A 26,464-nucleotide genomic window follows, 5' to 3' on the forward strand; every position below is an offset into this window, starting at 1 on the left:
CCCCTTAATCTTTAGGCTCTATTTGGCAAAGTAATGGATGACCTTGTGATCGAGCATAATTATTGACTTGGTTCGCTTTGGTTTCCGCAATGTCTCGAGGATAGACCCCAGCTACACCCTTTCCTTCATAATGTACAGTTAGCATTACTTGTGTAGCTTGGTCAAGATTCATTGCAAAGTATTGTTGTAAAATTTCAATTACAAATTCCATCGGGGTATAGTCGTCGTTCATTAAAACGACAGCATATAAGGGCGGACGTTTCAGTTCTGGCGGTGCAGTCTGCACAGCAAGGTCAGAATCATCACCTTCCAGAGGTTCATTTGCTAAACGCGGGCTGATATGCCAATCAACAATTCCAGATTCATAAAAAGAATTTTTGATATCACTTAAACACATTTGACGTTTATTGCTTGGCATAAGATTTATATTTCACACTTAATTTGCATTTGCTTCGGTTTTCGGAATTTCTGACAAGGCGGCAGACTGATTTTCAACTGCTTTGCCCTGTTCCCAGCTAAAACGACGGATCACCGGTTTGGCACCGCTGAGACGTATCTCAATAAATTCTGGCTTAAAGCCTTTTGGCATGCTCCAGCGACCTGTTAAACGCTCATAATTTTCAAAATTAAAGTTTTTGTCTTCCAGTGGCACCACCAGAATTTCAGTCCCTTTAATCAAGCGTAATTCAATACTCCCGGAGGCACGACTTTTGCCCGGACTAACTTGAACCAGATCAATCTGATATTCAAAGGCATTTTCAGGCAAAGGCTTAATCGACAGGTTTTGCACGGCCAAAGCCAAACCGCCACGCTGACGTAAGACCTCGCGATAAATGGTTCCGACACTTTCAGCCTGCACCTGTTCATCACGCGCCTTGGTCATGGCCAGATAGAGATCATTGGCATTACTCACCGCCAGATCACGCTCCTGAACCGCAGTATTCAGATTCTTATTTAATGTTTCCAGACTGGCTTTTTGTGTCTGTACCACATCGACCAGTTGCTCTGCATCTGCATCATAACCCGCCGCAGTCAAACCCTGACGGTGTCCTACGGTATATCCGAGCACACCACTGCTCAAGATCAATACAGCCGCACCAATGACCAAGGGCGTATTGCCTTTCATCAAAGATTTTTTTGCAGCTGGTTCCTGAGGAATGGTCGTATTTGACTCGTTATTCGGCATTTTGATCTCTTGTTTGCTTTATTCAAGACACACATTTAAATCCAAATCTAAATGTGTGTGAAGTTCTAATACGTTTCTTATGGTAATAAACCAATATTATTTAAGCCAGCATCTTCGGCAAATCCGAACATCAGGTTCATGTTTTGTACGGCCTGACCTGCTGCACCTTTCACCAAGTTATCCTGTACAACCAGGACTACCAGCTTGGTCGGTTGCGGCTTGTACAAGGCTATACGCAACTGATTGGCGCCACGCACTGAACGGGTTTCTGGTGAGCTGCCTGCTGGCATGACATCGACAAAAGTTTCATTGGCATAGAACTGTTCATACAATGCCTGTAAATCTGCTGCTTGTCCTGCTTCAGTGAGATCGATGTAGATGGTCGACAACATACCACGGATCATTGGCACCAAATGCGGAACAAATAAAATGTGATCAAACACATCTTTTTGACCTGAGATATTTTCCAGAGCTTCGACAATTTCAGGATGATGGCGGTGACCTGCTACGCCATAGGCTTTAAAGTTATCGGCATTTTCAGTATAGATGCCGCCCAAGCTTGCTTTACGACCTGCACCCGACACACCTGATTTCGCATCAATAATAATGCTTTCAGGTTTCACTAATGCGTCACTTGATGTTAATACTGGCGCCAGACCCAACTGAACCGTGGTTGGATAACAACCCGGGTTTCCAACTACATTGGCCTGTTTAATTTGTTCACGATTCAATTCAGATAAACCGTAAACAGAGTCTTTTAACAGTTCTGGACAAGCATGTTGCATGCCATACCATTTTTCAAACTGTTGCAGATCTTGTAAACGGAAATCTGCAGCCAGGTCAATGACTTTGGTCTTTGCAGCCACAAGCGCTTCGGCATGTTTCATGGCAACACCATGCGGCGTTGCAAAAAACACGACATCACATTTTTTAAGTTCATCGATATTTAAATCTGAATATTGAAGATCGGTATGTCCGCGTAAACTTGGGAACATGTCATCTACACGGCGACCATTTTCGGTACGTGATGTTAGTACATTCACCTGTACATTTGGGTGTCGTAGTAAAAGACGCAACAATTCAACGCCTGTATAACCTGTACCACCGACAATACCAACAGTAATCACGATCACTACCTCAAATCAAAGTTTCCATTTCGTAACTGCGTAGTATGACAGGAAGTTGAGGTTTTCTAAACTGTTTCAGCGGGGATTACTGGTTTTTTATAAGTACTGAACACAATTTCAAAATTAAAGAGAGATGGAAAAGTAATATCTATATTGCTTAGGCTATTTTAAGCCCTTATCTCCCTCTCATTCTCTATTCAGTTCAATTTTAAGCTTCCCACCAATATGGCAACGGCGTATTTTTTAGCATTTTCCGATGCTGTTGAAAATTTGCATCATGTTTCTGAACTTCCGCCCAAAAAAGTGAACTATGATCAAAATATTGGGTATGTGCCAGTTCATGTACCGCGACATAACGGGTAATTTCTTCGGGAAATAGCACCAAAGCACTATTCAGCATAATGTCATGCTGAGCAGAACAACTGCCCCAGCGGGTTTTGGGCTGTCGAATATTGCACTTTTTAAAAGGCAGATTGCATTGCTGTGAGACAAGATTTAAATATAGGGGAAGCTGTTCTTTGGCATAGCTGATGACAAAGGCTTTTAAATATTCTTCAGGATGTCGATCACTGACACAGAGCTGTAACTTCTCAGAATCGAAAACAAAGTTATGTTTCTGGCTTTGATAATGAATCTGAACTGGTACGTTTAAATTAAACAGCTGCAGCTCAGTTGGTAGCGTTCGGTCTATTTTTTGGAATTTTTCCTGCTGCGATTGCCAGGTTTTAATCAGCCATTGTTCTGATTGTTTTAAAAATTCTTGAACTTGGCGCTGTGTGCAAAACTGCGGCACAGTTAATTTAATTTGCGTCGGCTCTACACGCAGTCTCAAGCGTGTTGCGCGTAATTTTCGAGTAATTTGGATTTCAGGGAGGTTTGGGGTCATATTTTATTGATTTTATTTTTAATCCTCCCTAACCCTCCTTTTTCAAAGAGGGGCTTTTAAAAGTCTCCCTTCTTGCACTTGTTTTAAAGCAGTGCTTTAAAACTTCGCTCAGGGAGATTTAGGGGAATTTAATTTATAAAATTAAAGGATTAAACCGCAGTACGTTCTTCAATACCGTCATTGGTTGCCACAATTGCGATGTCCGCTTTATTAATCGCAAAAATTCCGTTACAGACCACGCCAGGAATGTTGTTGAGCGTTTTTTCAAGCTCAAGTGCATTTAAGATATTCAGATTATGCACATCTAAAATCACATTACCATTGTCAGTCACGACACCTTCACGATATGCAGGATCACCGCCCAAAGAGACAATTTTACGTGCAACCGCAGAACGTGCCATAGGAATCACTTCAACTGGCAGCGGGAAATCGTGTCCCAATTGTCCGACCCATTTTGAATCATCGACAATACACACAAATTTTTTCGCAATCGATGCCACAATTTTTTCACGTGTCAGTGCTGCACCACCACCTTTGATCATATGCAAATGACGATCAATTTCATCTGCGCCGTCGACATAAGCATCTAGTCCGCCGACAGAGTTCATATCGACCACTTCAATGCCTAACTTCTTAAGACGTTGCGCCGTTGCTTCAGAACTTGCCACAGCCGCTTCTAACTGAAGTTCTGGCAATAAATCGATTAAAAAGTTAACCGTACTTCCGGTACCTACGCCTAAAATGCCGCCTTTTGGTAAGTGTTTCAGAGCAGCACGGGCCGCTGCTTGTTTTTTCTCATCTTGGGTTGCATATAGACTCATGGCTTCACTCAACTATTTTGGACTTTTGCAGTATTTTCGAACCGCAAAGCCGTATGGTTTGTTACAATAAGCGCCTATTTTAAACTGTTAGATGGAAAATTAACATGCTGTCTCGTTTGGTTCGACAAATATTACAAGCAACGGTCTACGATGTTGCAATCGAAACTCCACTCGAAGCAGCACCACGAATTAGCGAACGACTCAATAATAACATCCGCTTTAAACGTGAAGATTTACAACCGGTTTTTTCATTCAAATTACGTGGTGCTTATAACCGCATTAGTCAATTGCCGAAATCTCAACTGGAACGTGGTGTCATCACAGCTTCAGCAGGCAACCATGCGCAAGGCGTGGCATTATCGGGTAAAAAATTGGGTATTCGCGCCATTATTGTAATGCCAAAAACAACACCAGATATTAAAGTCCAAGCGGTAAAACGCCTTGGGGGTGAAGTTGTTTTACATGGTGACTCATTCGACGTTGCCAACAAATATGCAATTCAACGTGCTCAAGAAGATGGCATGACTTTTATTCCGCCTTATGATGATGAGCTGGTGATGGCGGGTCAAGGTACCATTGCCAATGAAATTCTGCGTCAATGGCGTGATGTCGATTATGTATTTGTAGCGGTAGGTGGCGGTGGCCTGATCGCAGGTGTGGCAGCCTACCTGGGTGATGTTGCCCCGCATGTCAAAGTCATTCCGGTGGAATATGACGAATCGGCATGCTTAAAAGCAGCTTTAGAGGCCAATGAACGTGTCATTTTACCTTCTGTGGGTTTATTCGCTGACGGTACAGCCGTTGCACAAATTGGTGAAAAACCATTTGAAGTGATTCGCCTGCAAAAGTCAGATAATTCTGGCCCGATCGTAGAACCACATGTGGTACTGGTCAATACCGACGAAATTTGTGCAGCCATTAAAGATACTTATGACGAATGCCGCAGCATTGTCGAACCCTCAGGTGCTATGGCATTGGCCGGCATTAAAAAATATGTCGAAGAACATAAAATCGAAGGCAAAAATATGGTGTCGATTGTATGCGGTGCCAATATGAACTTCGACCGTTTGCGTTATATCGCCGAACGTACCGAACTCGGTGAACGTAAAGAAGCGATTTTTGCCGTGACGATTCCGGAACAGAAAGGTTCATTCCTCAACTTCTGTCGCGCTTTGCAAGGTCGCAATATTACCGAATTTAATTACCGTGCCAGTGATGTCTCTGCTGCTCAAGTATTTGTTGGGATCAGCTTAAAAAATGGTGAAAAAGAACGTCAGGAAATTTATGAAACGCTAAAATTCCAGTATGACGTCGATGACCTGTCTGATGATGAAGTGGCAAAACTGCATATTCGTTACCTGATTGGTGGTCATGCCGATATTGAAAATGAACGCCTGTTCCGGGTGGAATTTCCAGAACGTCCTGGTGCTTTATTAATGTTCCTGGAACGTCTTGGCCCAACGCATAACATTACCCTGTTCCATTACCGTAACCACGGCGCTGCGGAAGGGCGTGTTCTGGTGGGTCTGGAGGCGACCGATGCGCAGCAGAATCCGGATGGCTTGATTGAAACCCTTGAAACCATTACCTATCCATATCAGGAAATTACCAATAATCTGGGCTATCAGCGCTTCCTGAAGTAATTGTTAAAATATAGACCGCCTTTCGAGGCGGTTTTTTATGTGCAACTCAAAATCATGATCATACTATTTATCTCGGCATAGCTTGCTGAATAGCAGCGCAATTTTTACGAAATTCTCTTACACTAAAATTGAGATGTAATAAAAGTAGTTAGGACAATATTCATGGCATTATTTGCAGTGATTGGGCTGGGTAGTTTTGGTGCGACTGTGGCCACGCAACTGATCAGTCTGAATCATGAAGTGATCGGAATCGATCTGAATAAAAAATATGTAGAAAATATTTCTGATCAACTGACCCATGCTGTAATTGCCGATGCAACCGATGAGCATGTGCTGGATGAACTGAATGTACAGCGTTGTGATGCCGTAGTCGTGGCGATCGGAGAAGATATTGAAGCCAGTATTTTGTGTGTATTGCACCTGAAAAATATGGGCGTCAAAAAAATCTGGGTAAAAGCCAAATCCAAATCTCATCACATGATTCTGACCCATCTCAATGTCGAGAAAATCATTCATCCTGAAGAAGATATGGGCGTGCGTGTGGCTCAGTCTTTAAGCTACCCAATGGTCAGTCGTTATATGGCACTGGAAGATGATCATTATATTGTCAAAATTCAGATTCATGCCGATCATCATGCTACGCCGCTCAACCAGCTGATGAAGCACGCCCCTGAAATCACCACCTTATTACATAAGCGCGGATCAGTGGTGCAATACCAGGTCGCATCCGACCTGATTCTGCAGGAAGGCGATATTCTTGTGGTTGAAGGATTACTGGAGCCTTTACGCCATCTCGCCAGATATTTTAAAGCGCTATGAGAAGTTCTGACTTAAAGCAACATAGAACCATTAATCTCAGCCCGCCGAGTTTATTGGCCTTGGGTTTTCTCGGATTAATCCTGATCGGTTCACTGCTACTGATGTTACCTATTGCCCATCAGGGTGATATCAGCTGGTTGCAAGCCATTTTCACGGCTACTTCTGCGGTGACCATTACCGGACTGTCCGTAGTGAATGTCGGTGAAGCCTATACGGTATTTGGCCAGGTTGTCATTATGTTTCTGCTGCAATGCGGTGGATTGGGTTTTATGACTTTTGCCATTCTGGCAGTGATGAGTCTGGCACCCAAGATGGGGCTCAAACAGCAAGTCATGGCACAGGAATCGATTGGCCAGACCAGCCTGAAAAAAGTCAGTTTTACCATTAAAGCGGTATTTTTATATTCCCTGTTTTTTGAAGCTATCGGTACGCTGATTCTGACCTTGTCCTGGCTCAGGGAATATCCGTTCAGTGAAGCGCTCTTTTATGCTGCCTTTTATAGTGTGTCAGCGTTCAATAATGGTGGATTTTCACTTTTTCCCAATAGCTTGATGAGCTTTTCAGGGCAGTATCTGATCACCTTTACTATCAGTATGCTGTATATCATTGGTGGTATCGGCTTTCTGGTGCTGATGGATGTCAAGCAACATAAACGCTGGCGCAAGTTAAGTACCAATAGCAAGCTCATTCTTTCGACGATTCTGGGGCTCAATCTGAGTGCGTTTATTGTACTATGGCTACTCGAAGCCTCTAATCCGCAAACTCTGGGCCTGATGAGTCTAAGCGATCAAGCCGTAAATGCCTGGTTCCATGCCACTGTTCCCCGCTCTTCAGGCTTTAATAGCTTACCGATGGAGCAAATGAGTGATGCATCGACCCTCGTCACCATGTTTCTGATGTTTATTGGCGGCGGCTCCTTAAGTACGGCGGGCGGAATTAAAGTCGGCACGTTTATTATTGTATTGATTAGCGTGATCAGTTTTTTAAGACGCGAAGATGAAATCCGTCTGTTTAATCATTCTATTCCCGAAAAAACCACGTTTAAGGCACTGGCCGTGGTCTGTATTACAGCGGCCTTAATTGTGATGGGCTTTATGAGTTTATTAATTCTGGAACCTGAACATGACTTTCTCGATCTGTTGTTTGAAGCCGTGTCAGCAGCCTGCACGGTCGGCTTGACCCGAGGAATAACCGAAGAGCTGCAACCTGCCAGTTTGATTATTTTGATGCTGTTAATGTTTGCAGGGCGTTTAGGGCCACTGACTTTAGCTTATTTCATTGCTACCCCGAAAAAGAGCCGAATCAAACATCCGCCTTCAGAAATCCAGATTGGTTAAACCACCCAATAAAAAACCATGCCACAGCATGGTTTTTTTATATTAATTCTAAAATGATGAAACCTGGAAACTTAGAACCAGTTCATTAAGGAAACACCCAAGCCCACATAAGTGGCACGATGGTTATAATCAATCAGACTTTCGCCATAGCCATCAAAAAGCTGGAATTGACCACGTAAGCGCCCACTGATTGGGAATGACCAGTCGAACTGGACTGCACCACGATTGTCATCTCCGCCTTTTAAGGTATGACGCAGCATCAAGGAAAAATCATGCTCGTTATGACGATAAAAAGCCGTCATGTCGCCGCGTCCAATATAGTTCTTGATCTCGGGATTGTTATCGTCGTCACGATTCTCTTCAAAGCGATACCAAGGGCGAACCATCAGGGCAAAATTGTCTTTTTCAAAGCCCAGATTCAGCATGACGCGGTTCCAGCTACGCGACAACGGGTCAGAACGGCCATTAGACTGATGATTAATGGTTAGTCCCAACATACGCCAGTTAAGACCAAAAAGGTCATAATTGGTACGCAAAACAAAACTTGCTTCGGGTTCATAATTGGTTTCACGAAACGGACGTGACTCTTCCGAGTTATAGACCTGCCAACGTGAAGACTGAGTATAACCGAGCCAGAGATCCCCATTATTCCCCAGAATATTTTCAACGGCCTTGGTTTTTAGAGACAGTTGAAACTTTGCTTCGATTGAGGTGAGATTTTGATCCTCTTCTACCGTATTTTGTGGGTTTTCACTCTGTGGAAATTCGTTTTTCTTTGAAGTCCAAAAACCGGGCATCAGGTAAATTGGCTGATAAGAACGGATGTTCCAGGTACCCAGTTTACTTTCCGGAGACAATTCCCAGCGACTATCCAGCAAAGACAGATTTGGTGTCAGCTTTGATCCTTCAGAAGCATAAATATTAGAAACGGTTTGTCCAATTCTGGCTTTAAAATTATTCGGTTCAGGCGCAATTTCTGCTGCTGCACGACGTTCAGAAACGATCACCGGCTTATCGGTAACCGCTATTTTAAACAAGCTATCATAACAGGCCAGACGTTCTGCACTGATTTCCAGTGCTGCACAGGCTTCAGCCGTTGCCGGCATGGGACTATTCACCACTATTTTTTCTTCCGCATTCACTTGCGTCCCAACTGTACAGCCCAGCACAACGCTCAGCTGCAGAGTTGAGCGCCTAAACGAATTAAGCGCCATCCCTTATCCTCATTTTTTTATTTATAGAACTTGTTGAATTACAAAACCAAGCTGCTCCAGCGTTTCACGTTTTGCCACTGGCGCCACGACTGCCTTAGTGGCCTGCTGCTCAAGCAGATAAGTTTGTGCAACACGCTTTAAATCATCCAGTGTGACATTTAACAGACGTTCACGTAATTTCTTACGGAATACTGGTGTACGCTGATGCAGATAGGCATAACATGCAGTGATTGCCTCGCCCGCTGGTGAACCCGGTTTATCCATACTGGCAATCAGACCCAGAATCGCTTCTTCCAGTTGATGCGGCTGTTGCGGCGCATTGAGTAACCACTGAATACTGGCATCAAAGTCCTGAAAGGTTTCTGCCAGACGCGGGTCACGGTAGCTGTAGAAACGGAATGAACAGGCATTGCCGTCATAGCTGGCACCACCGCCATAAGCACCACCTTTTTCACGGATTGCACTGTGCAGGAAGCCATTACGTAAATAACCCGCCAGCACCATCAAGGCAGCAGCATCAGGATGCGCCACTTCGACCGCCGGATAAGCAGCCGCGCAGAACTGGACATTGGCCTGAATTAACCAGGCTTCATGCTGATCATGCGTCACTTTTTCGATTTGAGTCAGTGCAACCGGTGCAGGATCAACCGCCAGTTTGTCCCAGACATTCTGGATTTCTTCAATCAAGCTATCAGATTGCGGCTCTTCACACACCAGCAGGAACTGCTTCGGGGCTTGCAACAAGACACGATGAATTCGTTTTAACTCGTCAATCAGCAGATCATATTCAGCCGGATCTTTTTCAATTTTAGAGACCAGCTCGATCAGCCAGTTTAATGCACCCAAACCAGTATTGTGATAATCACGCAATGCCAAGGCACTGTGCTGACGAGATGCAGATTGCATCGCATAGCTATGCCCCGAACCGGAAACACGTGACTGCCAACGTGTTTTACGCTGTTGTAACAGTTCAATAATACGGTCTTTTTCATCAAAACGCAGCTGTTCAAAACCGATCTTTAACAGACGAATGGCATCTAAATGATTCACCAGCGATTTGGTGGTCAGTGTCAGCCAAGCCGTGATCTTGTTTTTGTCATCGACTTTAGAGCGCAGCGATGCGCCCATACCCAGACCGCCACTTACTGCAGTTTGCAGTTGCTGGAATTCCAGATAATCATATTCACCCGCACCGACTTCACCCATCAAAATCGAAAGCAGATTGAAGTATGGCGACTGCACCACGTCATCTGGAATATTCACTAAAACCTGTTGATAATAAATACCATTGGTACCGGCATGATACAGGTTCAACGGCGTATCGACCTGATTACAGATAATCTCGCGTAACTGGCCCTGAACAATCTGTAATTCCGCAGGTACATCTTCCAGACCGACTTTTGGCAATAAATTCAAGTCATCCGGAGTATCCTGACGCACATTCAATGCTTCAGTCTGGGCAATAATGTCTGCTTTCTGCTCTTCGGTCAGATTCTTGCCAATTTCAGCCAGACGGGCTTTTTCATCGGCCGCTTCTTTGGCAGATTTGGTCGCATCAGGAACCAGGGTCAGTTGTACACGATGCGGATTATCCAGCAGATGCTCTTGAATCAGGTTGGATAACCACATTGGATCTTGCAGTTCTTCTTTCACCGCAGCAATCGCGGAATCCACATCCCAGACTTCGACCGGATCACGGTGATGAATCGCACTGCCCAAACCGCTCAGAATCAGGCTCAGACCATAAGGCGTGCCATCCCCATTGATTTCACGCTGATGCAATTCAATTTGATGTAAAATTGCATCGACCATGTTCTGATCGACCGGTTTAGAGGCGACATTTTCTAAAACTTTAAACACGCCATTTTTAAATTCTTCCGCATGTTCAGGATTTGAACCCTGCACCGCACAGTAAAAAGTCATTTCAAAATTAGAATCATCCACGCCCATAAATGGACCACTAGACTGTGCATAATCACAGGTTTCCAGATAATGACGCAGTGGTGATGCTGAATCTTCCAGCAGAATCCCTTCGACTAAACGCATACCCAAACGCAGTTTAATATTGCTGGCTTCTGGCAATAACCATGACAGCACATGATAGGTTTTGTCCTGCAAATCTTCAGCATCGACCGCATAGCTGTCTGTCACAGTCAATGGTGCAGTCAAACGGGTTTCAGGCGTTGGATATAAGGTCTGACCCTGCTCGAATTTGGACAATGCCAGTTTTTCAAACTGTTCTTGCAGTTCAAATGCAGATTGATTACCAAAAGTCATGAAGACTGCATTACTTGGATGATAATGTGACTTATAGAAATCGACTAACTCTTGGTAAGTTAAGTCAGGAATATCTTTAGGATCACCGCCAGAATTATAATGATAAGTGGTATGCGGATATAAATGATGCGCCAGCGTATGATAAAGCTGGTCTGAAGGCGAACTCATCGCCCCTTTCATTTCATTAAAGACCACGCCTTTATAGACTGGCTCGCCATTTTCCAGCTCAATGCGAATGCCTTCCTGAGCAAAATCCAGTGGATTCAGGTTTGCAGCAAATGCCGCGTCCATATACACTTCAAGCAGGTTTTGAAAATCTTTGCTGTTTTGCGTTGCAAATGGATAAGCCGTCCAGTCTGCCGCAGTAAAGGCATTCATGAAGGTGTTCAATGAACGGCGGATCATCAGGAAGAATGGATCGCGCACCGGGAACTTTTCTGAACCACAAAGTGCCGTATGTTCCAGAATATGTGCTTCGCCTTTAGAATCCATCGGCTGGGTACGAAACGCCACCAGAAAGACATTTTCATCGTGATTGGTCGCCAGGTGATAATGTGTGGCACCAGTCACTTTATGTTTATATTCAGACACAAAAATGTCTAAAGCTTCAACATGTTGTTGACGTAACAACTGAAACGCAGGATGTACAGTTTGAGAAATGGTTTCAGTGACATCTACAGTCATGCGATCTCCTAATGCTTTAATTAAAATAACTAAGGACATTATAGCTTTAGTTATCTGAATTATTCACGTTGAAAACCGAGGATTTTGATCGAATTAAGTAAACTTGATCATTTGAAAATTAAATCATCAAATTTACTGGCTAAGTCTGGCTCAACAGCCGCAAGATCACGAAATCAAATATTTGAAGTAGTTATAACTTGGATTATTTTCCACAAATACATAATTCTGTTTTTGATAGAAGCTGGCAGCCAGTCGGGTATCTGTTTGCAGACATAAGGCCGAATAATGCGGAGCTGCCAACTGTTCCAGATAAGCCAGAAGCTGTTTACCGACCCCATGCAGCCGGTATTTTGGATGGACATAAAAACGGCGCACACGACCAATCCGCTCTTCAATGCCATTATCGCCCCATTGCTGGTTTAGGCCACCACAGGCAATCAGTTTTTTGCCATCATGCGCGACCAGTAAATGTTCATTGGCTTGAGCAAAGCAGTTTTTACCGGTGCGATATTCTTCAATTAACTTATCCAACACATCTAAGCCTTCTTTACGCGCAAGGGTCGCTAGCGTTTCGACTTGGTCAGGAAGTTGTTCAACTTTTACAATTTTAATATCCATATACGCACACTATTTGAAATGATTGTGAAGAATGATCTTCGCAGAACGACTTTAAAGTATCATGTCGAACGCGATATATCCTTATAAATAAAATTTGATGCTTAAATCAATGCTACAGCAACGTAGTGCATAAAAATAAGTCAAATCTTAGACCAAAGATAGTCACTGAATAAAATACAGCATTTTTGGAAAATATTTGAAAATGATTCAGCAAACTACAGCAATCCCAAGCAATCGTGTAAACTTGGCACTTTCATTTTTAATGTGATATTTGAACATGGCAAATGTTGATCTTTTTGCAATTGGTAATGCGCTGATTGACCAAGAATTTAAAGTGTCTGACGACTTTTTAACTGCACATCACTTGCAAAAAGGCACCATGCAGCTGACAGATGGTGATACTCAGGCCAGACTTTATCAAAATCTTCAAGCGACTCAAGTTTATAAGGGTCAGGCTTCAGGCGGTTCAGCAGCCAACACTACCGTGGCATTTTCTGCACTTGGCGGTTCTGCATTTTATGGTTGCCGTGTTGGTAATGATGAACTGGGGCAAATCTATCTGAAAGGTTTAAATGATGCAGGCATTCAGACCACAATCCAGTCGATCAGCGAAGGTGTAACGGGAACTTGTATGGTTCTGGTGAGTCCTGATTCTGAACGTACCATGCATACTTATCTAGGTATTACTGCTGAACTCACGGATCAACAAATTGATTTTAGTGCGCTAAATACTGCGAAATGGCTATATATCGAAGGTTATTTATCGACTTCTGAAACAGCACGCCATGCCGTCAAACAGGCACGTGCAATTGCCCGCGCTAACGGAGTTAAAATTGCTTTAACTTTATCGGATCCTGCCATGGTGCAATATGCGCGTGCCGGTCTGGATGAAATGATTGCAGAAGGTGTCGACCTGTTGCTGTGTAACCAGCAAGAAGCCCTGATGTATACAGAGACCGATAATATTGACGCGGCTCTAGTTAAATTAAAAACACTCAGTCAACACGTTGTCATTACATTGTCAGCCGAGGGTGCACTTATTTCGGATCACGACAATACATTTAAAGTGCCTGGCCGCAAAGTTACTGCAGTAGATGCGAATGGTGCCGGTGATGCATTTGCCGGGGCTTTCCTGTATGCCTTGAATGCCAACCTAGGTCTTAAAACTGCGGCTGAACTGGCGATTTTAATTTCCAGTCAGGTGGTTTCGCAATTTGGCCCACGTTTAGCGATTGAAGACTATGCGGCATTATTACAAGACTTTCAGAAGGAATGTGCTTAATGTTTAAAATTTGTATGACCGAAGATGTTCCAGAGCGTGAAGCACGCTCTTTTGAACTGGACAATGGGGATATTATTTTTATTACCCAGCGCGATGGAGCTTTTTATGCCTATCAAAACCTGTGTCCGCATTTGCAAGTCGAGCTGGAATTTCTGGAAAACCAGTTTTTGGATCGTGATCAGGAATTTATTGAATGTTCAACGCATGGTGCACTATTTTTGGTAGAAAGCGGTGAATGTATTTCCGGGCCTTGCCAAGGTCAGTCACTTGAAAAAGTAGAAATTACCGTGCATTCTGATGGTGGAATTTACCTCACAGAATAAGACCTAAAACGGACTTCACCATGCCTGCATTTTTTCTAGACTATAATCTGATGCCTTTTCATCTCAGTTTATTGGCGATTATTTTATTCGGCGTGGTGAAAACCATTGGTTTCTATTTTGGACTCAGATCCAGCAAATTTTTGCAAAAAATTTCACCTTATAATTTTCAACAATTAGACCTGTTGAATGTCAAATTCTCCAAAACCCTAATTGTATTTTTCTTTCTGATGAATTTCAGCTTTGCTGGCTATGTTTTACAATTCCTGATCTATTCTCAGGAGTTTGAGTTTCTGCCCGCTTATTATCTGATTATTCCAGCTTTAATTATTGCCACTTTTTTTACGATTTTCATGATTCATTGCCTGGATCAGGTCATTCCACCCAAATATAAAAAGAATAATGTCAATTTGCTCGGCCGTCTGGCAACGATTTCAAGTGGCAATGCCCGCCCTGGATTTTCTGCTCAAGCGCGGGTTCGAGATGAATATGGGCAACTGCATTATGTACAGGTAGAACCGGAATTTGGTGAACTGGGTTTTCAATCGCAAATTATTTTAATTCGTACCCGAAAATCTCATTATATTGCCAAAAAAATCTGCGACTCTAACCAGCTGTTTAGCCTGAACCTAGATTAGCGATTTTAAAGTCTGCATAGCATTAAAAAATCCCGACTCAAATCGGGATTTTTTAATGATGGAATTTATTTTTTGAGAAGCCCTGAGACCATATTCAAGACATTTTGAATATCATTATTGGCTTCCTGCTTACTGGTCTGTTCACCCTGTGGCGTAAGTGAGTCAATAATCTGCGGCAAAACTTGTGAAATTGCACTATACACATCCTGTTTAGGCGCATGAGTTTGCTGTGCAACTTCTTCAATTTCCTGATCATCAAACAGATTTTGTACCTGCTGCGGATCGACATTGGCATTTTCACCCGGGCCAGTCGACACCCAGTCATCAACCTGACTATTCAACCCCTGTCCTTTAAGCTTATCCAATGCACCCTGTAAACCACCCTGTTTTTGAATCCAGGCCAGTACCAGAGGTAGCACCGCAATCAATAAGGTTTTGCCAGTCGAACCTCCTCCCAATCCTGAACGGGGTTGAGCAGTACTTTGACGATTTACCCCACCTAACTGACTGAGAACTGAACCTAAAATTGCACCCAAACCATTTTGTCGGGTCTGCTGGCCGGCTTGATTCTGCTGATTCTGATTGTGTTGACTCTGATCTTGTTGAGTCTGAGATTTATTCAAATGACCTAGTACCGATCCCAGGATATCTGCCAGACCACCCTGCTGTGAAGATTGCTTTTGAGACTGCCCGCCACCCAATGCCTGCTTAGCCAATATTTCCACGATATTACTCAGATTCGTCATGCTCTATATCCTGTATGCATCATAGTTACAGAATACGGTCTGTCCTCATATTGTCTAGGCAGGATTGTGTTAATATTTGCAATTAAGCAGGCATAGGCTTACCAGCGAAATTTATCCCAGTTTTCCGGATTGGCCCAGAACTTGGAATTAAACCAGTCGGGCACATGCTTATAGGTTAAAATATTAAACTGCCACAGCGCAAAATCCGCCCCGTGCGTGGTCTTGTCAATCAGCTGGGTAAATCCCAAAGCTCTCAATAGTTTTTCATCTTGCAGCCGACTGATCACCACCAGACGTTTAGCAAATAAATCACGCAATTTCACCAAGATTTGACTCATGATCTGTTCAGACAAGTTTTCTGTTTCTATCGTATCCAGCATTACCACAGCCAGGTCATAACGCTGCTGAAAAGGCAGATTTAAAAAGCCAGATACGCTAAAATAGTGCCATTGAATAGATGGCTGAAACTGGACTTGCCTTAAGTCCTGCCCAATACAAATAGCAGTATGAATTGGCTGTTCCTGTGCGAAATCGTCTAGCATTGAAGTAATGACATTCTGCTCAGCCATAACTGCATCCTTATGATTTAAGTGAGTAATCTTTATGGAACTTCAGGGCATTTGCCATAAAATGCATGTCGGCCTCAAAGACCTTAGTGTAACTGATCAACAGATACAGCGGGCAAATGTTGAGTATAAATTAATTCTGGATCGTGCAGAAATCGATCTTCCATTTAATTTGGGCCAAGACATCGAGATTGAATGGACAGGGAAAATTTATTGCGTATCTTGTGGCAATAAAACCTCAAAATCTTTCTCGCAAGGTCACTGTTTTAAATGTTTTAAGACCAATGCTTCATGTGATATGTGCATCATGAAGCCAGAAACCTGTCATTATCATTTAGGCACTTGCCGCGAAGATGAATTTGCCCAGAATGTCTGCTTTCAACCGCATATTGTCTATCTAGCCAATTCCAGTGCATTAAAGGTCGGGATTACCCGTACCAGCCAAATGCCGACCCGCTGGCTGGATCAGGGCGCAACCCAAGCCCTGCCGATTATGAAAGTTGGCTCACGTCGCCTCTCTGGCAAATTGGAAGTCATGTTTGGTACGCAGGTCGCAGACAAAACAGACTGGCGCAAGCTGCTCAAAGGTGAAGCAGAACCACTGAATCTGATTGAAGTCCGTGAACAGCTGTTAGAAGAATTTGCACCTAAAATTCAAAGCATTCGTGAAGAATTTAATCAGAATCTTGAGTTTAATGAAAATATTGAAGTGCTTGAGCAGGAATTGGCACGCGAGTTTATTTATCCGGTCGAGCAATATCCAGAAAAGATTAAATCACATAATCTGGATAAAACTCCGGTGATTCGTGGCAAATTACAGGGTATTAAAGGTCAGTATTTAATTCTGGATACCGGTGTAATCAATATGCGTAAATATACCGGTTATGAACTGATTATTCGTGCTTAAACCCTCATTTGGCTAGAGCATAAAAAACCAGCCCGCAGGCTGGTTTTTTTATTCAAGATCGTCTTATTTGATTTTTGCCTGAGATTTCAGGTAGCGCGTATAGTCATCAAATTCTTGCTGACCACGAAGTTGCTGATACAACTTCACCAACTCACTACGTTGCTCTGCACTCAATACATCCACCGGGTTTTTCTTTACTTCTGATACCGCAACCACGACCAGCTCATTTGGCATTTTCGCTGTGGTCACTGACCAATGGCCTGCTTTTGGTGTCGGAAGACTAAAAGCGGCACGTTGTACATCACGTTTTAGCAAACCTTCAGCACGGGTATACACGCCAGCATCTTCAAAAATCAAAGCACCTTTGGCGACTGATGCAGCAGGTTTGGTTTTGAACTCATCCAGAGCTTTCTGAATTTTTGCTTTTGCCAAAGCAGCGGCTTTGTCTTCAATCAATTGAGCCTGAACACGCGGTTTCGCTTCTGCCAGTGTTTGTTCACCAGCTGCATGATAGTCACGCACCTTGATCCAGGCCACATCACCATTGGCCAACTGAATGCTTGATGAAGCATTACGATCACCATTTTTGACATCATCATTAAACAGTTTGACTTTAAGGTTGGCATCGCTCAACACTGGGTCACGGGTTGAAAGTTTTACTCCTTGGGCTTTCTGAACCTGCACGCCTTTCACTTCTTGTGTAACAACCTCCAGAGAATCACTTCCCACCACCATATCATTCAAGCTATTCACCGTATCGGAGAATGCATTGGATTTTTTAGCAGCCAAAACCTCTTCAGATAAACGTGCTTTTTGTGACTCAAAAGATGGCACAGCCACATCAGGTGATTGCACAGAAATAATATGATAGCCATAATCTGTTTTCACAGGAGCAGAGACCTGACCTGATTTTAAAGAGCTAACAGTCTGGTCAAATGTGCTACCAAATACGCCAGTTTCATAGACTGCAATTGCTCCGCCTTTAGACTTGGATTCAGGATCTTCAGAATATTGTGCTGCAGCCTGTGCAAAAGTGTTACCGGCTTTAATTTTCGCTGCCACTTCTGCAGCCAGTTTTTGTGCTTCAGCATCACTACGACTGTCCGCCGTAATCAAAATATGCTTCACCTCTGGTTTAACTGCCTGTTTTTGTGTCGCAACAAAGGCTGTATACGCTTCCTGAAGCTCAGCATCTGTCACTGCCAAACCCTGTGCTTGAATATCACTTGGCTTCAACACCACATAGTCCACATCTACACTGGTCGGCTGTGTAAACGATGCCTTGTGCTGTTCATAATAGGCAGCGACTTCAGCATCGCTGACTTTGACATCTTGTTTATAACTGTCCAGATTAATACTGGAAATATGAATATGACGTTGTTCAGTCTGTAAATCGGCAATTTGCTGCATTTCGACCGGACTCACCAGTGGATAGTCCAGGAATGTCGAAGACAGCATTTTCAGCGCATGATCTTTACGCAAACTTTCGACTAAAGCACGATTGGTCATGCCAATTGATTTAAGATAGTTCTCATATAAAGCATCAGAGAACTTACCATCTTGCTGGAAAGTCGGCTGCTGGGCAATCATCTGTACAATTTGCTGGTCACTCAGGCTGATGCCTAATTCTTCTGCCTGTTGTAGCAATAAGGTACGTGAAACCAAAGTATCCATGGCTTTCTGGTCAATGAAGCTTTGATTCAGCAAGGTTTCATCGCCATTGGCATAACTGAGATATTGTTCTTTAAATGATTTCGTCAGTGACTCTAATTCTTTTTGAGATATTTCAGTTCCGTTCACGGATTTTGCCGCATCAGAGCTCCCGCCGCTAAAATATCCTTCAATACCTACAAGCGCTAACGGGGTCAAAAACAGAACGAGTAAAACTTTACCCAACCAACCCTTAATAACTTTACGAAAAGCTTCCATAAGTATTCCAATATTTTATTTGCAAAGGATTTTAACCGAAAATACCCATTGAATGAATGTGTTAATCATCACAATTTATTTTATCAATAAAAAACGCGCCAAAGAAGGCGCGTTTCATCGCTGGGTAAGCTTAAGCTACAGCGTCTTTTAAGCCTTTACCCGCTTTGAAGCTAGGCACTTTGCTTGCTTTGATCTCAAGAGTAGCGCCAGTCTGTGGGTTACGGCCAGTACGTGCAGCACGTTCTTTTACACCGAAAGTACCAAAACCGACCAAAGTAACTGTATCACCCGCTTTTAAAGCTTCAGTAACAGAAGCAATTGTAGCATCTAAAGCTTTACCTGCGTCAGCCTTAGATAATCCCCCTTTCTCTGCAATTGCATCAATTAATTCTGATTTATTCATGAAGATTACGTCCTCTTAATATCGTTTATTTAAGGTTCAAGAATTTGTTTAACATGCCATAACGCCTTTATAGCAATGCTTTAGGTATAAACGCAATACTTAAGAACCTCTTTTTTTTCAAAAAATATGCGAAAAAAACATTGAATAATAAATAAAGTCATTTTATTTGTGTTTTTTTCGACAATTCTTCCTGCATTTTTTCTTGTTCCGCAGTCAACTGATCAACCTTGGCATGTAACTGAAGGATTAAACGTTCCAAATGTTGTACATCCTTGAGTGTGACTAATCCTATACGATTCAATGAGTGATGAACAGAGTTGTCGATCAGCTTTTCTACTTTATCTTTGGTCTCTGTGACCGACTCTTTGGCCTTTTCTGAGACCTTTTCTACAGTTTGATCTGCAATATCTGCAGTTTTAGACTCCAGTTCTTCTCCAACCTTGACCAGTGAGTCAAACAGTTTATTGCCTTCTTCTTCGGCACGTGAAAATGCTCCCAGTCCAGCCAGCCAGATCTGTTTGGTATATTTACGAAAATCAAGAGCCGATTTGCGCTCCGAGGCAGATTTGGACTTGGCTTTCATTGTTTTCTGGTTTAAAGCTTCAGCTGAGTCTTGTGCTGTTTTTGACTTGTCCATGTGCACGGCTCCTGTTTGTTTTCTGCGCAATTATTATAAATTATTCTACAAAATCACTGCATAATAGCAAATTTAGTACTTGATAGATTTGCTAAACTGTTCTACAAAGCAATTTATTTCAAGTCTAATTTGATTTAACCCTGAAATCTCTTCACAGGCAGGAAGCTTTTTCACTTTATATTTCAGGTAAGGATTGGTTGTATATGAGCGAATCGCAACAAAGTCAAAATCAACCGCATTTGTTGCTTACGATGACGTTAATTGTTTTAGAAACAATATTTACCTTCATTCTCAAGCATGATCGTGTCGTTGCATTACAAGCCAAGAAGTTTGTAGATGAAAATATCTCGATTAAAATCAATAGCTATATTCCATATTTCGACTTTTATGTGCAATTCACCACAAATGGTCTTTTATTTGACCATAAAGCACCGGGTCGCATTGTAGATCTGGATGTGCGTACCACACTTCCCGATCTGATCAAAATTTTTATTTTTGGCAATCGTCGTAGCATTCGTAGTATGCGCATTGATGGTCATCAGGTTTTGAAAGACGAATTTCGTGATTTATTAACAGTATTCAGCTTGCCAAAAGTATTAGCCGACTGGAAACACTGGCTGTCTGAAACACCCACTGATGAAACGGAAATTATTGCGTCCAAAAAGCGTATAGCACCACTCTTAAAGAAAATTGAAGAGCAGCGTTCCAAGATCAATACCTTGCAGGTAGAAGTCAAACAGTATAAAAACCGCCTGAAACGGATCGAACGCCGTCAAAAGCGCATTAATATTGTTTTTGGCCTGAGTAGCATACTTTTGATTACGTTATTAGTGTATAATTGGCTCAGTATCTAAATCTTTCATTATGAAAAAATTAAATCCCACTAAGGTCTACTAAAAATAACTTGACTAATTTAGTCGGGATTCTTAAAATCGACACATCTAGTCTAACCATGTGTATCGAATCATGCGCCTAACCACTCGCGGTCGCTACGCTGTGACTGCTCTACTTGATCTAGCTTTGCAGCCTTCTGAAAAAACGATTACGCTCGCCGAAATTGCGGCACGTCAAACTATTTCTGTTGCCTATCTTGAGCAGTTATTTGCGAAACTCAAGCGCCATGGCTTAGTTTCAAGTGTTCGTGGAGCAAATGGTGGATACCATTTAGCACGTAATGCAGATGAAATTACTGTGTTAGCAATTATCGAAGCTGTAAACGAAACAGTTGATGCGACTCGCTGTGACCATAAAGGCAACTGCCAGAATGGTGCGATGTGCTTGACTCATGATTTATGGCAGGAACTCTCCCACCACATTGCCGATTATTTAGCAAAAATCTCGCTTGCTGATCTGGTTGCACGTGACAATGTACAAACAGTGTCATTACGCCAAAATTCAGCACCCTTTGATTCAGCCCTTTTATCGGTTACAGGTATTTGACATGAAACGTCCGATTTATCTTGATTATGCAGCTACGACTCCGGTAGATCCTCAGGTTGCTGAACGTATGATGGAATGTTTAACATTCGAAGGTACCTTCGGTAATGCTGCATCTCGTTCACATGCTTATGGCTGGCAAGCAGAAGAAAAAGTTGAATATGCACGTGAACAGGTCGCTAATTTAATTAAAGCTGATCCACGTGAAATCGTATGGACTTCAGGTGCAACCGAATCAGACAACCTTGCGCTTAAAGGTGTGGCTCATTTCTATGCATCGAAAGGTAAACATATCATTACCTCTAAAATCGAACACAAGGCAATTTTAGATACGTGCCGTGAGTTAGAGTCTGAAGGTTTTGAGATTACCTATATTGAACCACAACCTCAAACCGGTTTAATTACTCCGGAAATGGTTCAAGCAGAAATTCGTCCAGATACGATTCTGGTTTCACTGATGATGGTGAACAACGAAATCGGTACGGTTACTGATGTTGCAGCGATTGGTGAAATCACTCGGGCCAACAAAATTTTCTTCCATGTCGATGCAGCACAAGCGGCAGGTAAAGTTGAAATTGATCTTTCAACTTTAAAAGTAGACCTGATGAGCTTCTCTGCGCACAAGATCTACGGCCCCAAAGGTATTGGTGCCCTGTTTGTACGTCGTAGCCCACGTGTACGCCTTAAAGCTGAAATGCATGGTGGCGGTCATGAACGTGGTATGCGTTCAGGTACGCTGGCAACGCATCAAATCGTGGGGATGGGTGAAGCATTCGAACTTGCAGGCAAGAATCTGGAAGCTGAACAAACCCGCTTACGTGTACTTCGCGACAAGCTTTGGAATGGCGTACAAGACCTTGAACAGGTGTTCTTGAATGGTCATCCTACACAAAACGTAGCGAACTACTTGAATATCAGCTTCAACTTTGTTGAAGGTGAATCACTGATGATGGCCTTGAAAGATGCTGCGGTATCTTCAGGTTCAGCATGTACCTCTGCAACACTGGAACCCTCTTATGTACTTCGTGCATTGGGTCTTTCAGACGAGCTTGCACACAGTTCGATCCGCTTCAGCTTTGGTAAATACACCACTGAAGAAGATATCGACCATGTATTGAGTATCACTAAAGCTGCTGTTGAGAAGTTACGTGAACTTTCTCCGCTTTGGGATATGTTTAAAGAAGGTATCGACCTTTCTAAAGTTGAATGGGCTGAGCACTAATCTTCATTCTGAGATAGTGACCAATCGGTTGCTATCTCATTGAGAAAAGTTTTTTAACCCCCATATTTAATAATACTAAGGCTGACCCCGAGGTTTGGAGAAGCAACATGGCTTATAGCGAAAAAGTAATTGATCATTACGAAAACCCTCGTAATGTTGGCGTTTTAGATAAAAATGCTGAAAACGTTGGTACGGGTATGGTTGGTGCACCCGCATGTGGTGACGTGATGCGTTTACAGATTCAAGTCAACGATGCAGGCGTAATTGAAGAAGCACGTTTTAAAACTTATGGTTGTGGTTCAGCAATCGCATCAAGTTCTTTGGTGACTGAATGGCTTAAAGGTAAAACTTTGGATCAAGCTCAAGCAATCAAGAATATCGATATTGCAACTGAACTGGCACTTCCACCAGTAAAAGTACACTGCTCTGTTCTTGCAGAAGATGCAATCAAAGCAGCTGTAGAAGACTACCGTAACAAGAAAGTTAAAGCTTAATTGTTCCACGTTTTTAAATTTTAACGGAGTTTTCATGATCCATTTAACTGAAAATGCTGCAACTCATATCAGCAATTATTTAAAAAATCGCGGTAAGGGTGAAGGCATTCGCGTTGGTGTGAAAACTTCAGGCTGTTCTGGTCTGGCTTATGTACTCGAGTTCGTTGACGAAGTCGATACACATGACCAAGCATTTGAGCAGTTTGGGGTTAAAGTATTCATTGATCCGAAAAGTCTGGTTTATCTTGAAGGTATGGAGATGGACTATGTTAAAAACGGCTTGAACGAAGGCTTTGAATTTAACAACCCCAACAAAAAAGGCGAATGCGGTTGTGGTGAATCCTTCACTGTATAAACCCGGCAGTTATTCTCTTTTGACATTAAAACAGTGTGTTTCACACTGTTTTAATTGCATTTATACAGTTATTTTTGCACATTAATCGCGGACCCCATCTCCCATGAATCATTTTGAGCTGTTCAATCTTCCAGTAGCACTCGATATTGATTTGGCAACTTTAAAAACTGAATTTTTAAAGTTACAGCAACAATATCATCCCGATAAAGCTGAAGACAAAGATCAGGCCCTGATTAAATCAAGTGATATCAATCAGGCTTTTAAAGTTTTGTCAGCGGTCGATAGCCGTGCAGCGTATTTATTGTCCCTCAAGAAACAGGATTATCACTTAGATCAATCGATCAGTGATTTTGAATTCTTGCAGGACGCTCTGGAAATTCGTGAACAACTCGACGATGCCACCTCTGCTGAAGATTTAACTTCACTGAAAGTTGAAGTACAGCAATGGATTGACGGTCTGGTTCGTGAGTTTAAAATTGACTATACCGATGAAGACTGGGCTGAAGCACGCGATACAGTGCGTAAACTACGCTTCTTTGTTAAAGTCATGGCAGATATCGACAAGGCGGAAGACCGCTTCCTGGACGATGACAGCTTTGACCTTGATGATGATTTCTAATTTTTAATATTTAACGTGCAAAGGATGTAACACTATGGCTCTCTTGCAAATTGCAGAACCAGGTCAATCAAGTGCACCACATGAACACCGCATTGCGATTGGTATCGATTTAGGCACCACCCACTCTTTGGTTGCCACGGTTCTTTCAGGTAAAGCCAAAGTGCTGAATGACGAACAAGGTCGTGTGCTACTTCCTTCTATCGTGCATTATGCAGAACAGCAGACTCAATATGGTAATGAAGCCGCGCCTTTTATTACCAGCGATCCTAAAAATACCATCGTTTCAGTCAAGCGTTTCATGGGTCGCTCTCAAGCGGATATCAAATTCCAGCATCCTTATGCCTTGGTCGGCGAAGCGAATGAAATGCCGGCTTTTGAAACCGCACAAGGTCGTAAAACTCCGGTTGAAATTTCTGCAGAAATTTTAAAGCAGCTCAAAGATCGTGCTGAAGCAAGTCTGAAAAATCCGGTGAATGGTGCAGTGATTACCGTTCCAGCGTATTTTGATGAAGCACAGCGTCAGGCAACCCGAGATGCTGCCCAGCTTGCCGGTTTGAATGTTTTACGTTTATTGAATGAGCCAACCGCTGCTGCTGTGGCTTATGGCCTCGATCAGGAAAGCAACTTGAGTACAGATCGCAACTATGTGATTTATGACTTGGGTGGCGGTACTTTCGACGTTTCGATTTTGCGTTTTTCGCAAGGCGTGTTTGAAGTGCTTGCGACTGGTGGCCACACTGCCCTCGGTGGTGATGACCTGGACCGTTTAATTTTGAAATGGGCCAAGAAACAGCTAAACATCGAAACTTTAGATGATGCTGAATATGCACATTTTATTGTGGCAGCACGTAAGGCCAAAGAAGCTTTGTCTGATGCAGATTCAGTTCAACTCAAATTACTCGATCAAGTTTTAAACCTTGACCGTCCAACCTTTGAAGAAATCATTAAAGTTGCTTTGGACAAAACCATCAGCGTATGTAAACGTGTGATGCGTGATGCCAAGCTTGAACTGGATGACATTCAAAATGTGGTTCTGGTGGGTGGCTCAACCCGTTCTTATGCCGTACAAAAAGCAGTTGGTGACGTATTTAGCCAAGAACCGCTGTGCACCATTAACCCGGATGAAGTGGTTGCCATTGGCGCATCGATTACAGCAAACCAACTGATAGGCAACTCGACTGATGGTTCCTTATTACTGGATGTTACCCCACTGTCTTTAGGTTTAGAAACCATGGGCGGACTGGTGGAACGTCTGATTTCACGTAATACTGCCATTCCTGTAGCACGTCGTCAGGAATTTACTACCTATCAAGATGGCCAGACTGCCATGTTGATCCATGTGGTTCAAGGTGAACGTGATCTGGTTGAACATTGTCGTAGTCTGGGTCGTTTTGTCTTGCATGGCATTCCACCAATGACAGCCGGTCAGGCACGTATCGAAGTAACTTTCCAGGTCGATGCTGATGGTTTGTTGACGGTATCTGCCAAAGAAACAACATCTGGCGTGCATGCGCAAATTGATATTAAGCCATCTTATGGCTTATCTGGTGAAGATACCGAGCGCCTGTTGCTTGACGGTTATAAATTTGCCGAGGAAGATAAAAATCTGCGTCATTTGAATGAAACCAAAGTTGAAGCCCAGCGTGAGCTGGAAGCACTGGTTCAGGCACTAAAAGTAGATGCCGCTCTGTTGACTGAAGAGCAACTGGCAGCACTGCAAACTGCACAGGCACAACTTGAAACCGAGCTTCAAGGTTCAGACATCAAAGCGATTGAATCTGCAGTTGAACAGCTTAAAATACATAGTGATGCTTTTGCAGCAGCACGTATGAACCAACATATTGATGCCGCTCTTAAGGGCACTAAACTCGACGACTGGTCAAACTCAAACTAATTTAAGGTAACGACTATGCCACGTATTAAAGTTCTTCCACATGCGCAGATTTGCCCCGAAGGTGCTGAGTTTGAAGTCGAACACAATGCCAACCTGTGCGAAAGCCTGCTCAAAAATGGCATTAAAATCGAACATGCCTGCGATATGTCAGCTGCATGTACAACGTGCCATGTTGTGGTACGTCAAGGCTTCGATAGCCTCGAAGAAATGGATGATGTAGAAGCAGATTTACTGGATCGCGCTTGGGGTCTGGAACCTGATTCGCGTCTTTCTTGTCAGGTCACACTGGTCGATGAAGATCTGGAAATTGAAATTCCAAAATACACCATCAATCACGCTTCGGAAAATCATTAAGATTTTTCTTAAAAGATCATATAAAAAACCACGCTTAGACGTGGTTTTT

The 26,464-nt window shown here is 42.9% G+C and carries 28 protein-coding genes; 15 read left to right on the top strand and 13 right to left on the bottom strand.

Annotated features, from left to right (window positions below; all coding sequences use genetic code 11):
• Positions 1 to 4 precede the first annotated feature (4 nt).
• The 5 genes from clpS to rpiA form a co-directional block, all read right to left on the bottom strand.
• Complete coding sequence (clpS, locus tag GVV58_RS01015) at positions 5 to 418, bottom strand: ATP-dependent Clp protease adapter ClpS (protein WP_005171093.1); 414 nt, start codon at positions 416 to 418, stop codon at positions 5 to 7.
• Between the two features lie 18 nt (positions 419 to 436).
• On the bottom strand, positions 437 to 1,186 hold the full coding sequence (locus GVV58_RS01020) for a DUF6776 family protein (protein WP_074382830.1): 750 nt from the start codon (positions 1,184 to 1,186) through the stop codon (positions 437 to 439).
• A gap of 77 nt (positions 1,187 to 1,263) precedes the next feature.
• Positions 1,264 to 2,319: an N-acetyl-gamma-glutamyl-phosphate reductase gene (argC, locus tag GVV58_RS01025; protein WP_171063327.1), complete on the bottom strand. Its 1,056-nt coding sequence runs from the start codon at positions 2,317 to 2,319 to the stop codon at positions 1,264 to 1,266.
• Between the two features lie 202 nt (positions 2,320 to 2,521).
• Complete coding sequence (locus GVV58_RS01030) at positions 2,522 to 3,199, bottom strand: SprT family zinc-dependent metalloprotease (RefSeq protein WP_074382831.1); 678 nt, start codon at positions 3,197 to 3,199, stop codon at positions 2,522 to 2,524.
• 149 nt (positions 3,200 to 3,348) lie between these two features.
• Positions 3,349 to 4,020 carry a ribose-5-phosphate isomerase RpiA gene (gene rpiA / locus GVV58_RS01035; RefSeq protein ID WP_005096791.1) on the bottom strand — a complete coding sequence of 224 codons (672 nt, stop codon included), beginning with the start codon at positions 4,018 to 4,020 and terminating at the stop codon, positions 3,349 to 3,351.
• Positions 4,021 to 4,124: 104 nt separating this feature from the next.
• On the opposite strand from rpiA, the gene ilvA reads away from it, so the two are divergent.
• The 3 genes from ilvA (at position 4,125) to GVV58_RS01050 (ending at position 7,819) form a co-directional block, all read left to right on the top strand.
• The gene (gene ilvA / locus GVV58_RS01040) at positions 4,125 to 5,663 is read left to right on the top strand and encodes a threonine ammonia-lyase, biosynthetic (protein WP_005171103.1); all 1,539 of its coding nucleotides are present in this window, start codon (positions 4,125 to 4,127) and stop codon (positions 5,661 to 5,663) included.
• 162 nt (positions 5,664 to 5,825) lie between these two features.
• Positions 5,826 to 6,482, top strand: coding sequence for a TrkA family potassium uptake protein (locus GVV58_RS01045; RefSeq protein ID WP_159515796.1), 657 nt, complete (start codon positions 5,826 to 5,828; stop codon positions 6,480 to 6,482).
• Positions 6,479 to 7,819: a TrkH family potassium uptake protein gene (locus tag GVV58_RS01050; RefSeq protein ID WP_159515797.1), complete on the top strand. Its 1,341-nt coding sequence runs from the start codon at positions 6,479 to 6,481 to the stop codon at positions 7,817 to 7,819. Before GVV58_RS01045 ends, GVV58_RS01050 begins: the two co-directional genes overlap by 4 nt.
• A gap of 71 nt (positions 7,820 to 7,890) precedes the next feature.
• Here GVV58_RS01050 and GVV58_RS01055 read toward each other — a convergent pair whose 3' ends face one another.
• The 3 genes from GVV58_RS01055 to GVV58_RS01065 all read right to left on the bottom strand — a co-directional run bounded on the left by GVV58_RS01055 (position 7,891) and on the right by GVV58_RS01065 (position 12,612).
• Positions 7,891 to 9,033 (bottom strand): phospholipase A, encoded by a 1,143-nt coding sequence (locus tag GVV58_RS01055; protein WP_159515798.1) that lies wholly within the window; start codon positions 9,031 to 9,033, stop codon positions 7,891 to 7,893.
• A 21-nt stretch (positions 9,034 to 9,054) separates the two neighbouring features.
• Positions 9,055 to 11,994, bottom strand: coding sequence for an insulinase family protein (locus GVV58_RS01060; RefSeq protein ID WP_159515799.1), 2,940 nt, complete (start codon positions 11,992 to 11,994; stop codon positions 9,055 to 9,057).
• 165 nt (positions 11,995 to 12,159) lie between these two features.
• On the bottom strand, positions 12,160 to 12,612 hold the full coding sequence (locus GVV58_RS01065) for a GNAT family N-acetyltransferase (protein ID WP_005096782.1): 453 nt from the start codon (positions 12,610 to 12,612) through the stop codon (positions 12,160 to 12,162).
• Positions 12,613 to 12,889: 277 nt separating this feature from the next.
• Between GVV58_RS01065 and GVV58_RS01070 the strand changes: the two genes are divergently transcribed.
• The 3 genes from GVV58_RS01070 to GVV58_RS01080 are packed head-to-tail and all read left to right on the top strand — an operon-like array spanning position 12,890 to position 14,852.
• Positions 12,890 to 13,894 carry an adenosine kinase gene (locus GVV58_RS01070; protein ID WP_005171110.1) on the top strand — a complete coding sequence of 335 codons (1,005 nt, stop codon included), beginning with the start codon at positions 12,890 to 12,892 and terminating at the stop codon, positions 13,892 to 13,894.
• Positions 13,895 to 13,908: 14 nt separating this feature from the next.
• The gene (locus GVV58_RS01075) at positions 13,909 to 14,217 is read left to right on the top strand and encodes a Rieske (2Fe-2S) protein (RefSeq protein ID WP_171063348.1); all 309 of its coding nucleotides are present in this window, start codon (positions 13,909 to 13,911) and stop codon (positions 14,215 to 14,217) included.
• Between the two features lie 20 nt (positions 14,218 to 14,237).
• Positions 14,238 to 14,852 (top strand): OB-fold-containig protein, encoded by a 615-nt coding sequence (locus GVV58_RS01080; RefSeq protein WP_005096777.1) that lies wholly within the window; start codon positions 14,238 to 14,240, stop codon positions 14,850 to 14,852.
• Positions 14,853 to 14,917: 65 nt separating this feature from the next.
• Here the strand turns inward: GVV58_RS01080 and GVV58_RS01085 are convergent, their stop codons facing one another.
• Together GVV58_RS01085 and GVV58_RS01090 are read right to left on the bottom strand one after the other, a co-directional pair.
• Positions 14,918 to 15,598 carry a YidB family protein gene (locus GVV58_RS01085; protein WP_100535020.1) on the bottom strand — a complete coding sequence of 227 codons (681 nt, stop codon included), beginning with the start codon at positions 15,596 to 15,598 and terminating at the stop codon, positions 14,918 to 14,920.
• A 98-nt stretch (positions 15,599 to 15,696) separates the two neighbouring features.
• Complete coding sequence (locus tag GVV58_RS01090) at positions 15,697 to 16,167, bottom strand: DUF6231 family protein (protein WP_074382836.1); 471 nt, start codon at positions 16,165 to 16,167, stop codon at positions 15,697 to 15,699.
• A 34-nt stretch (positions 16,168 to 16,201) separates the two neighbouring features.
• Here GVV58_RS01090 and GVV58_RS01095 point away from each other — a divergent pair, with 34 nt between their 5' ends.
• Positions 16,202 to 17,071, top strand: coding sequence for a DUF2797 domain-containing protein (locus GVV58_RS01095; RefSeq protein WP_005096774.1), 870 nt, complete (start codon positions 16,202 to 16,204; stop codon positions 17,069 to 17,071).
• 63 nt (positions 17,072 to 17,134) lie between these two features.
• Here GVV58_RS01095 and GVV58_RS01100 read toward each other — a convergent pair whose 3' ends face one another.
• From GVV58_RS01100 to GVV58_RS01110, 3 genes are all read right to left on the bottom strand, one after another.
• Positions 17,135 to 19,000, bottom strand: coding sequence for a SurA N-terminal domain-containing protein (locus GVV58_RS01100; protein WP_074382837.1), 1,866 nt, complete (start codon positions 18,998 to 19,000; stop codon positions 17,135 to 17,137).
• Between the two features lie 130 nt (positions 19,001 to 19,130).
• Positions 19,131 to 19,403, bottom strand: a complete 273-nt coding sequence (locus tag GVV58_RS01105; protein ID WP_004786051.1) for an HU family DNA-binding protein — start codon at positions 19,401 to 19,403, stop codon at positions 19,131 to 19,133.
• Positions 19,404 to 19,560: 157 nt separating this feature from the next.
• Positions 19,561 to 20,040 carry a phasin family protein gene (locus tag GVV58_RS01110; protein WP_005096772.1) on the bottom strand — a complete coding sequence of 160 codons (480 nt, stop codon included), beginning with the start codon at positions 20,038 to 20,040 and terminating at the stop codon, positions 19,561 to 19,563.
• A gap of 203 nt (positions 20,041 to 20,243) precedes the next feature.
• Here GVV58_RS01110 and GVV58_RS01115 point away from each other — a divergent pair, with 203 nt between their 5' ends.
• The 8 genes from GVV58_RS01115 (at position 20,244) to fdx (ending at position 26,415) form a co-directional block, all read left to right on the top strand.
• Entirely contained in the window at positions 20,244 to 20,894 is a 651-nt protein-coding gene (locus tag GVV58_RS01115; RefSeq protein WP_005171121.1) for a hypothetical protein, read from the top strand.
• A gap of 112 nt (positions 20,895 to 21,006) precedes the next feature.
• Positions 21,007 to 21,480 carry an Rrf2 family transcriptional regulator gene (locus GVV58_RS01120; RefSeq protein WP_005096769.1) on the top strand — a complete coding sequence of 158 codons (474 nt, stop codon included), beginning with the start codon at positions 21,007 to 21,009 and terminating at the stop codon, positions 21,478 to 21,480.
• A gap of 1 nt (position 21,481) precedes the next feature.
• Positions 21,482 to 22,699, top strand: coding sequence for an IscS subfamily cysteine desulfurase (locus GVV58_RS01125; protein ID WP_005171123.1), 1,218 nt, complete (start codon positions 21,482 to 21,484; stop codon positions 22,697 to 22,699).
• 107 nt (positions 22,700 to 22,806) lie between these two features.
• Positions 22,807 to 23,193, top strand: coding sequence for a Fe-S cluster assembly scaffold IscU (iscU, locus tag GVV58_RS01130; protein ID WP_005171124.1), 387 nt, complete (start codon positions 22,807 to 22,809; stop codon positions 23,191 to 23,193).
• A 34-nt stretch (positions 23,194 to 23,227) separates the two neighbouring features.
• Positions 23,228 to 23,548 carry an iron-sulfur cluster assembly protein IscA gene (gene iscA / locus GVV58_RS01135; RefSeq protein WP_005096766.1) on the top strand — a complete coding sequence of 107 codons (321 nt, stop codon included), beginning with the start codon at positions 23,228 to 23,230 and terminating at the stop codon, positions 23,546 to 23,548.
• 103 nt (positions 23,549 to 23,651) lie between these two features.
• Positions 23,652 to 24,167, top strand: a complete 516-nt coding sequence (hscB, locus tag GVV58_RS01140) for a Fe-S protein assembly co-chaperone HscB (RefSeq protein ID WP_005096765.1) — start codon at positions 23,652 to 23,654, stop codon at positions 24,165 to 24,167.
• 34 nt (positions 24,168 to 24,201) lie between these two features.
• Complete coding sequence (gene hscA, locus GVV58_RS01145; RefSeq protein WP_100328684.1) at positions 24,202 to 26,061, top strand: Fe-S protein assembly chaperone HscA; 1,860 nt, start codon at positions 24,202 to 24,204, stop codon at positions 26,059 to 26,061.
• 15 nt (positions 26,062 to 26,076) lie between these two features.
• Positions 26,077 to 26,415, top strand: a complete 339-nt coding sequence (gene fdx / locus GVV58_RS01150) for an ISC system 2Fe-2S type ferredoxin (protein WP_005171126.1) — start codon at positions 26,077 to 26,079, stop codon at positions 26,413 to 26,415.
• Positions 26,416 to 26,464 lie beyond the last annotated feature (49 nt).

This window comes from Acinetobacter sp. 18QD2AZ41W (genome assembly GCF_009829025.1).
Classification (GTDB): Bacteria; Pseudomonadota; Gammaproteobacteria; order Pseudomonadales; family Moraxellaceae; genus Acinetobacter; species Acinetobacter pseudolwoffii.

Coding starts and splice junctions, on each gene's coding strand:
- clpS (WP_005171093.1), bottom strand. CDS start 418: ATGCCAAGCAATAAACGTCAAATGTGTTTAAGTGATATCAAAAATTCT.
- GVV58_RS01020 (WP_074382830.1), bottom strand. CDS start 1,186: ATGCCGAATAACGAGTCAAATACGACCATTCCTCAGGAACCAGCTGCA.
- GVV58_RS01030 (WP_074382831.1), bottom strand. CDS start 3,199: ATGACCCCAAACCTCCCTGAAATCCAAATTACTCGAAAATTACGCGCA.
- rpiA (WP_005096791.1), bottom strand. CDS start 4,020: ATGAGTCTATATGCAACCCAAGATGAGAAAAAACAAGCAGCGGCCCGT.
- ilvA (WP_005171103.1), top strand. CDS start 4,125: ATGCTGTCTCGTTTGGTTCGACAAATATTACAAGCAACGGTCTACGAT.
- GVV58_RS01045 (WP_159515796.1), top strand. CDS start 5,826: ATGGCATTATTTGCAGTGATTGGGCTGGGTAGTTTTGGTGCGACTGTG.
- GVV58_RS01050 (WP_159515797.1), top strand. CDS start 6,479: ATGAGAAGTTCTGACTTAAAGCAACATAGAACCATTAATCTCAGCCCG.
- GVV58_RS01055 (WP_159515798.1), bottom strand. CDS start 9,033: ATGGCGCTTAATTCGTTTAGGCGCTCAACTCTGCAGCTGAGCGTTGTG.
- GVV58_RS01060 (WP_159515799.1), bottom strand. CDS start 11,994: ATGACTGTAGATGTCACTGAAACCATTTCTCAAACTGTACATCCTGCG.
- GVV58_RS01065 (WP_005096782.1), bottom strand. CDS start 12,612: ATGGATATTAAAATTGTAAAAGTTGAACAACTTCCTGACCAAGTCGAA.
- GVV58_RS01070 (WP_005171110.1), top strand. CDS start 12,890: ATGGCAAATGTTGATCTTTTTGCAATTGGTAATGCGCTGATTGACCAA.
- GVV58_RS01075 (WP_171063348.1), top strand. CDS start 13,909: ATGACCGAAGATGTTCCAGAGCGTGAAGCACGCTCTTTTGAACTGGAC.
- GVV58_RS01080 (WP_005096777.1), top strand. CDS start 14,238: ATGCCTGCATTTTTTCTAGACTATAATCTGATGCCTTTTCATCTCAGT.
- GVV58_RS01085 (WP_100535020.1), bottom strand. CDS start 15,598: ATGACGAATCTGAGTAATATCGTGGAAATATTGGCTAAGCAGGCATTG.
- GVV58_RS01090 (WP_074382836.1), bottom strand. CDS start 16,167: ATGGCTGAGCAGAATGTCATTACTTCAATGCTAGACGATTTCGCACAG.
- GVV58_RS01095 (WP_005096774.1), top strand. CDS start 16,202: ATGGAACTTCAGGGCATTTGCCATAAAATGCATGTCGGCCTCAAAGAC.
- GVV58_RS01100 (WP_074382837.1), bottom strand. CDS start 19,000: ATGGAAGCTTTTCGTAAAGTTATTAAGGGTTGGTTGGGTAAAGTTTTA.
- GVV58_RS01105 (WP_004786051.1), bottom strand. CDS start 19,403: ATGAATAAATCAGAATTAATTGATGCAATTGCAGAGAAAGGGGGATTA.
- GVV58_RS01110 (WP_005096772.1), bottom strand. CDS start 20,040: ATGGACAAGTCAAAAACAGCACAAGACTCAGCTGAAGCTTTAAACCAG.
- GVV58_RS01115 (WP_005171121.1), top strand. CDS start 20,244: ATGAGCGAATCGCAACAAAGTCAAAATCAACCGCATTTGTTGCTTACG.
- GVV58_RS01120 (WP_005096769.1), top strand. CDS start 21,007: ATGCGCCTAACCACTCGCGGTCGCTACGCTGTGACTGCTCTACTTGAT.
- GVV58_RS01125 (WP_005171123.1), top strand. CDS start 21,482: ATGAAACGTCCGATTTATCTTGATTATGCAGCTACGACTCCGGTAGAT.
- iscU (WP_005171124.1), top strand. CDS start 22,807: ATGGCTTATAGCGAAAAAGTAATTGATCATTACGAAAACCCTCGTAAT.
- iscA (WP_005096766.1), top strand. CDS start 23,228: ATGATCCATTTAACTGAAAATGCTGCAACTCATATCAGCAATTATTTA.
- hscB (WP_005096765.1), top strand. CDS start 23,652: ATGAATCATTTTGAGCTGTTCAATCTTCCAGTAGCACTCGATATTGAT.
- hscA (WP_100328684.1), top strand. CDS start 24,202: ATGGCTCTCTTGCAAATTGCAGAACCAGGTCAATCAAGTGCACCACAT.
- fdx (WP_005171126.1), top strand. CDS start 26,077: ATGCCACGTATTAAAGTTCTTCCACATGCGCAGATTTGCCCCGAAGGT.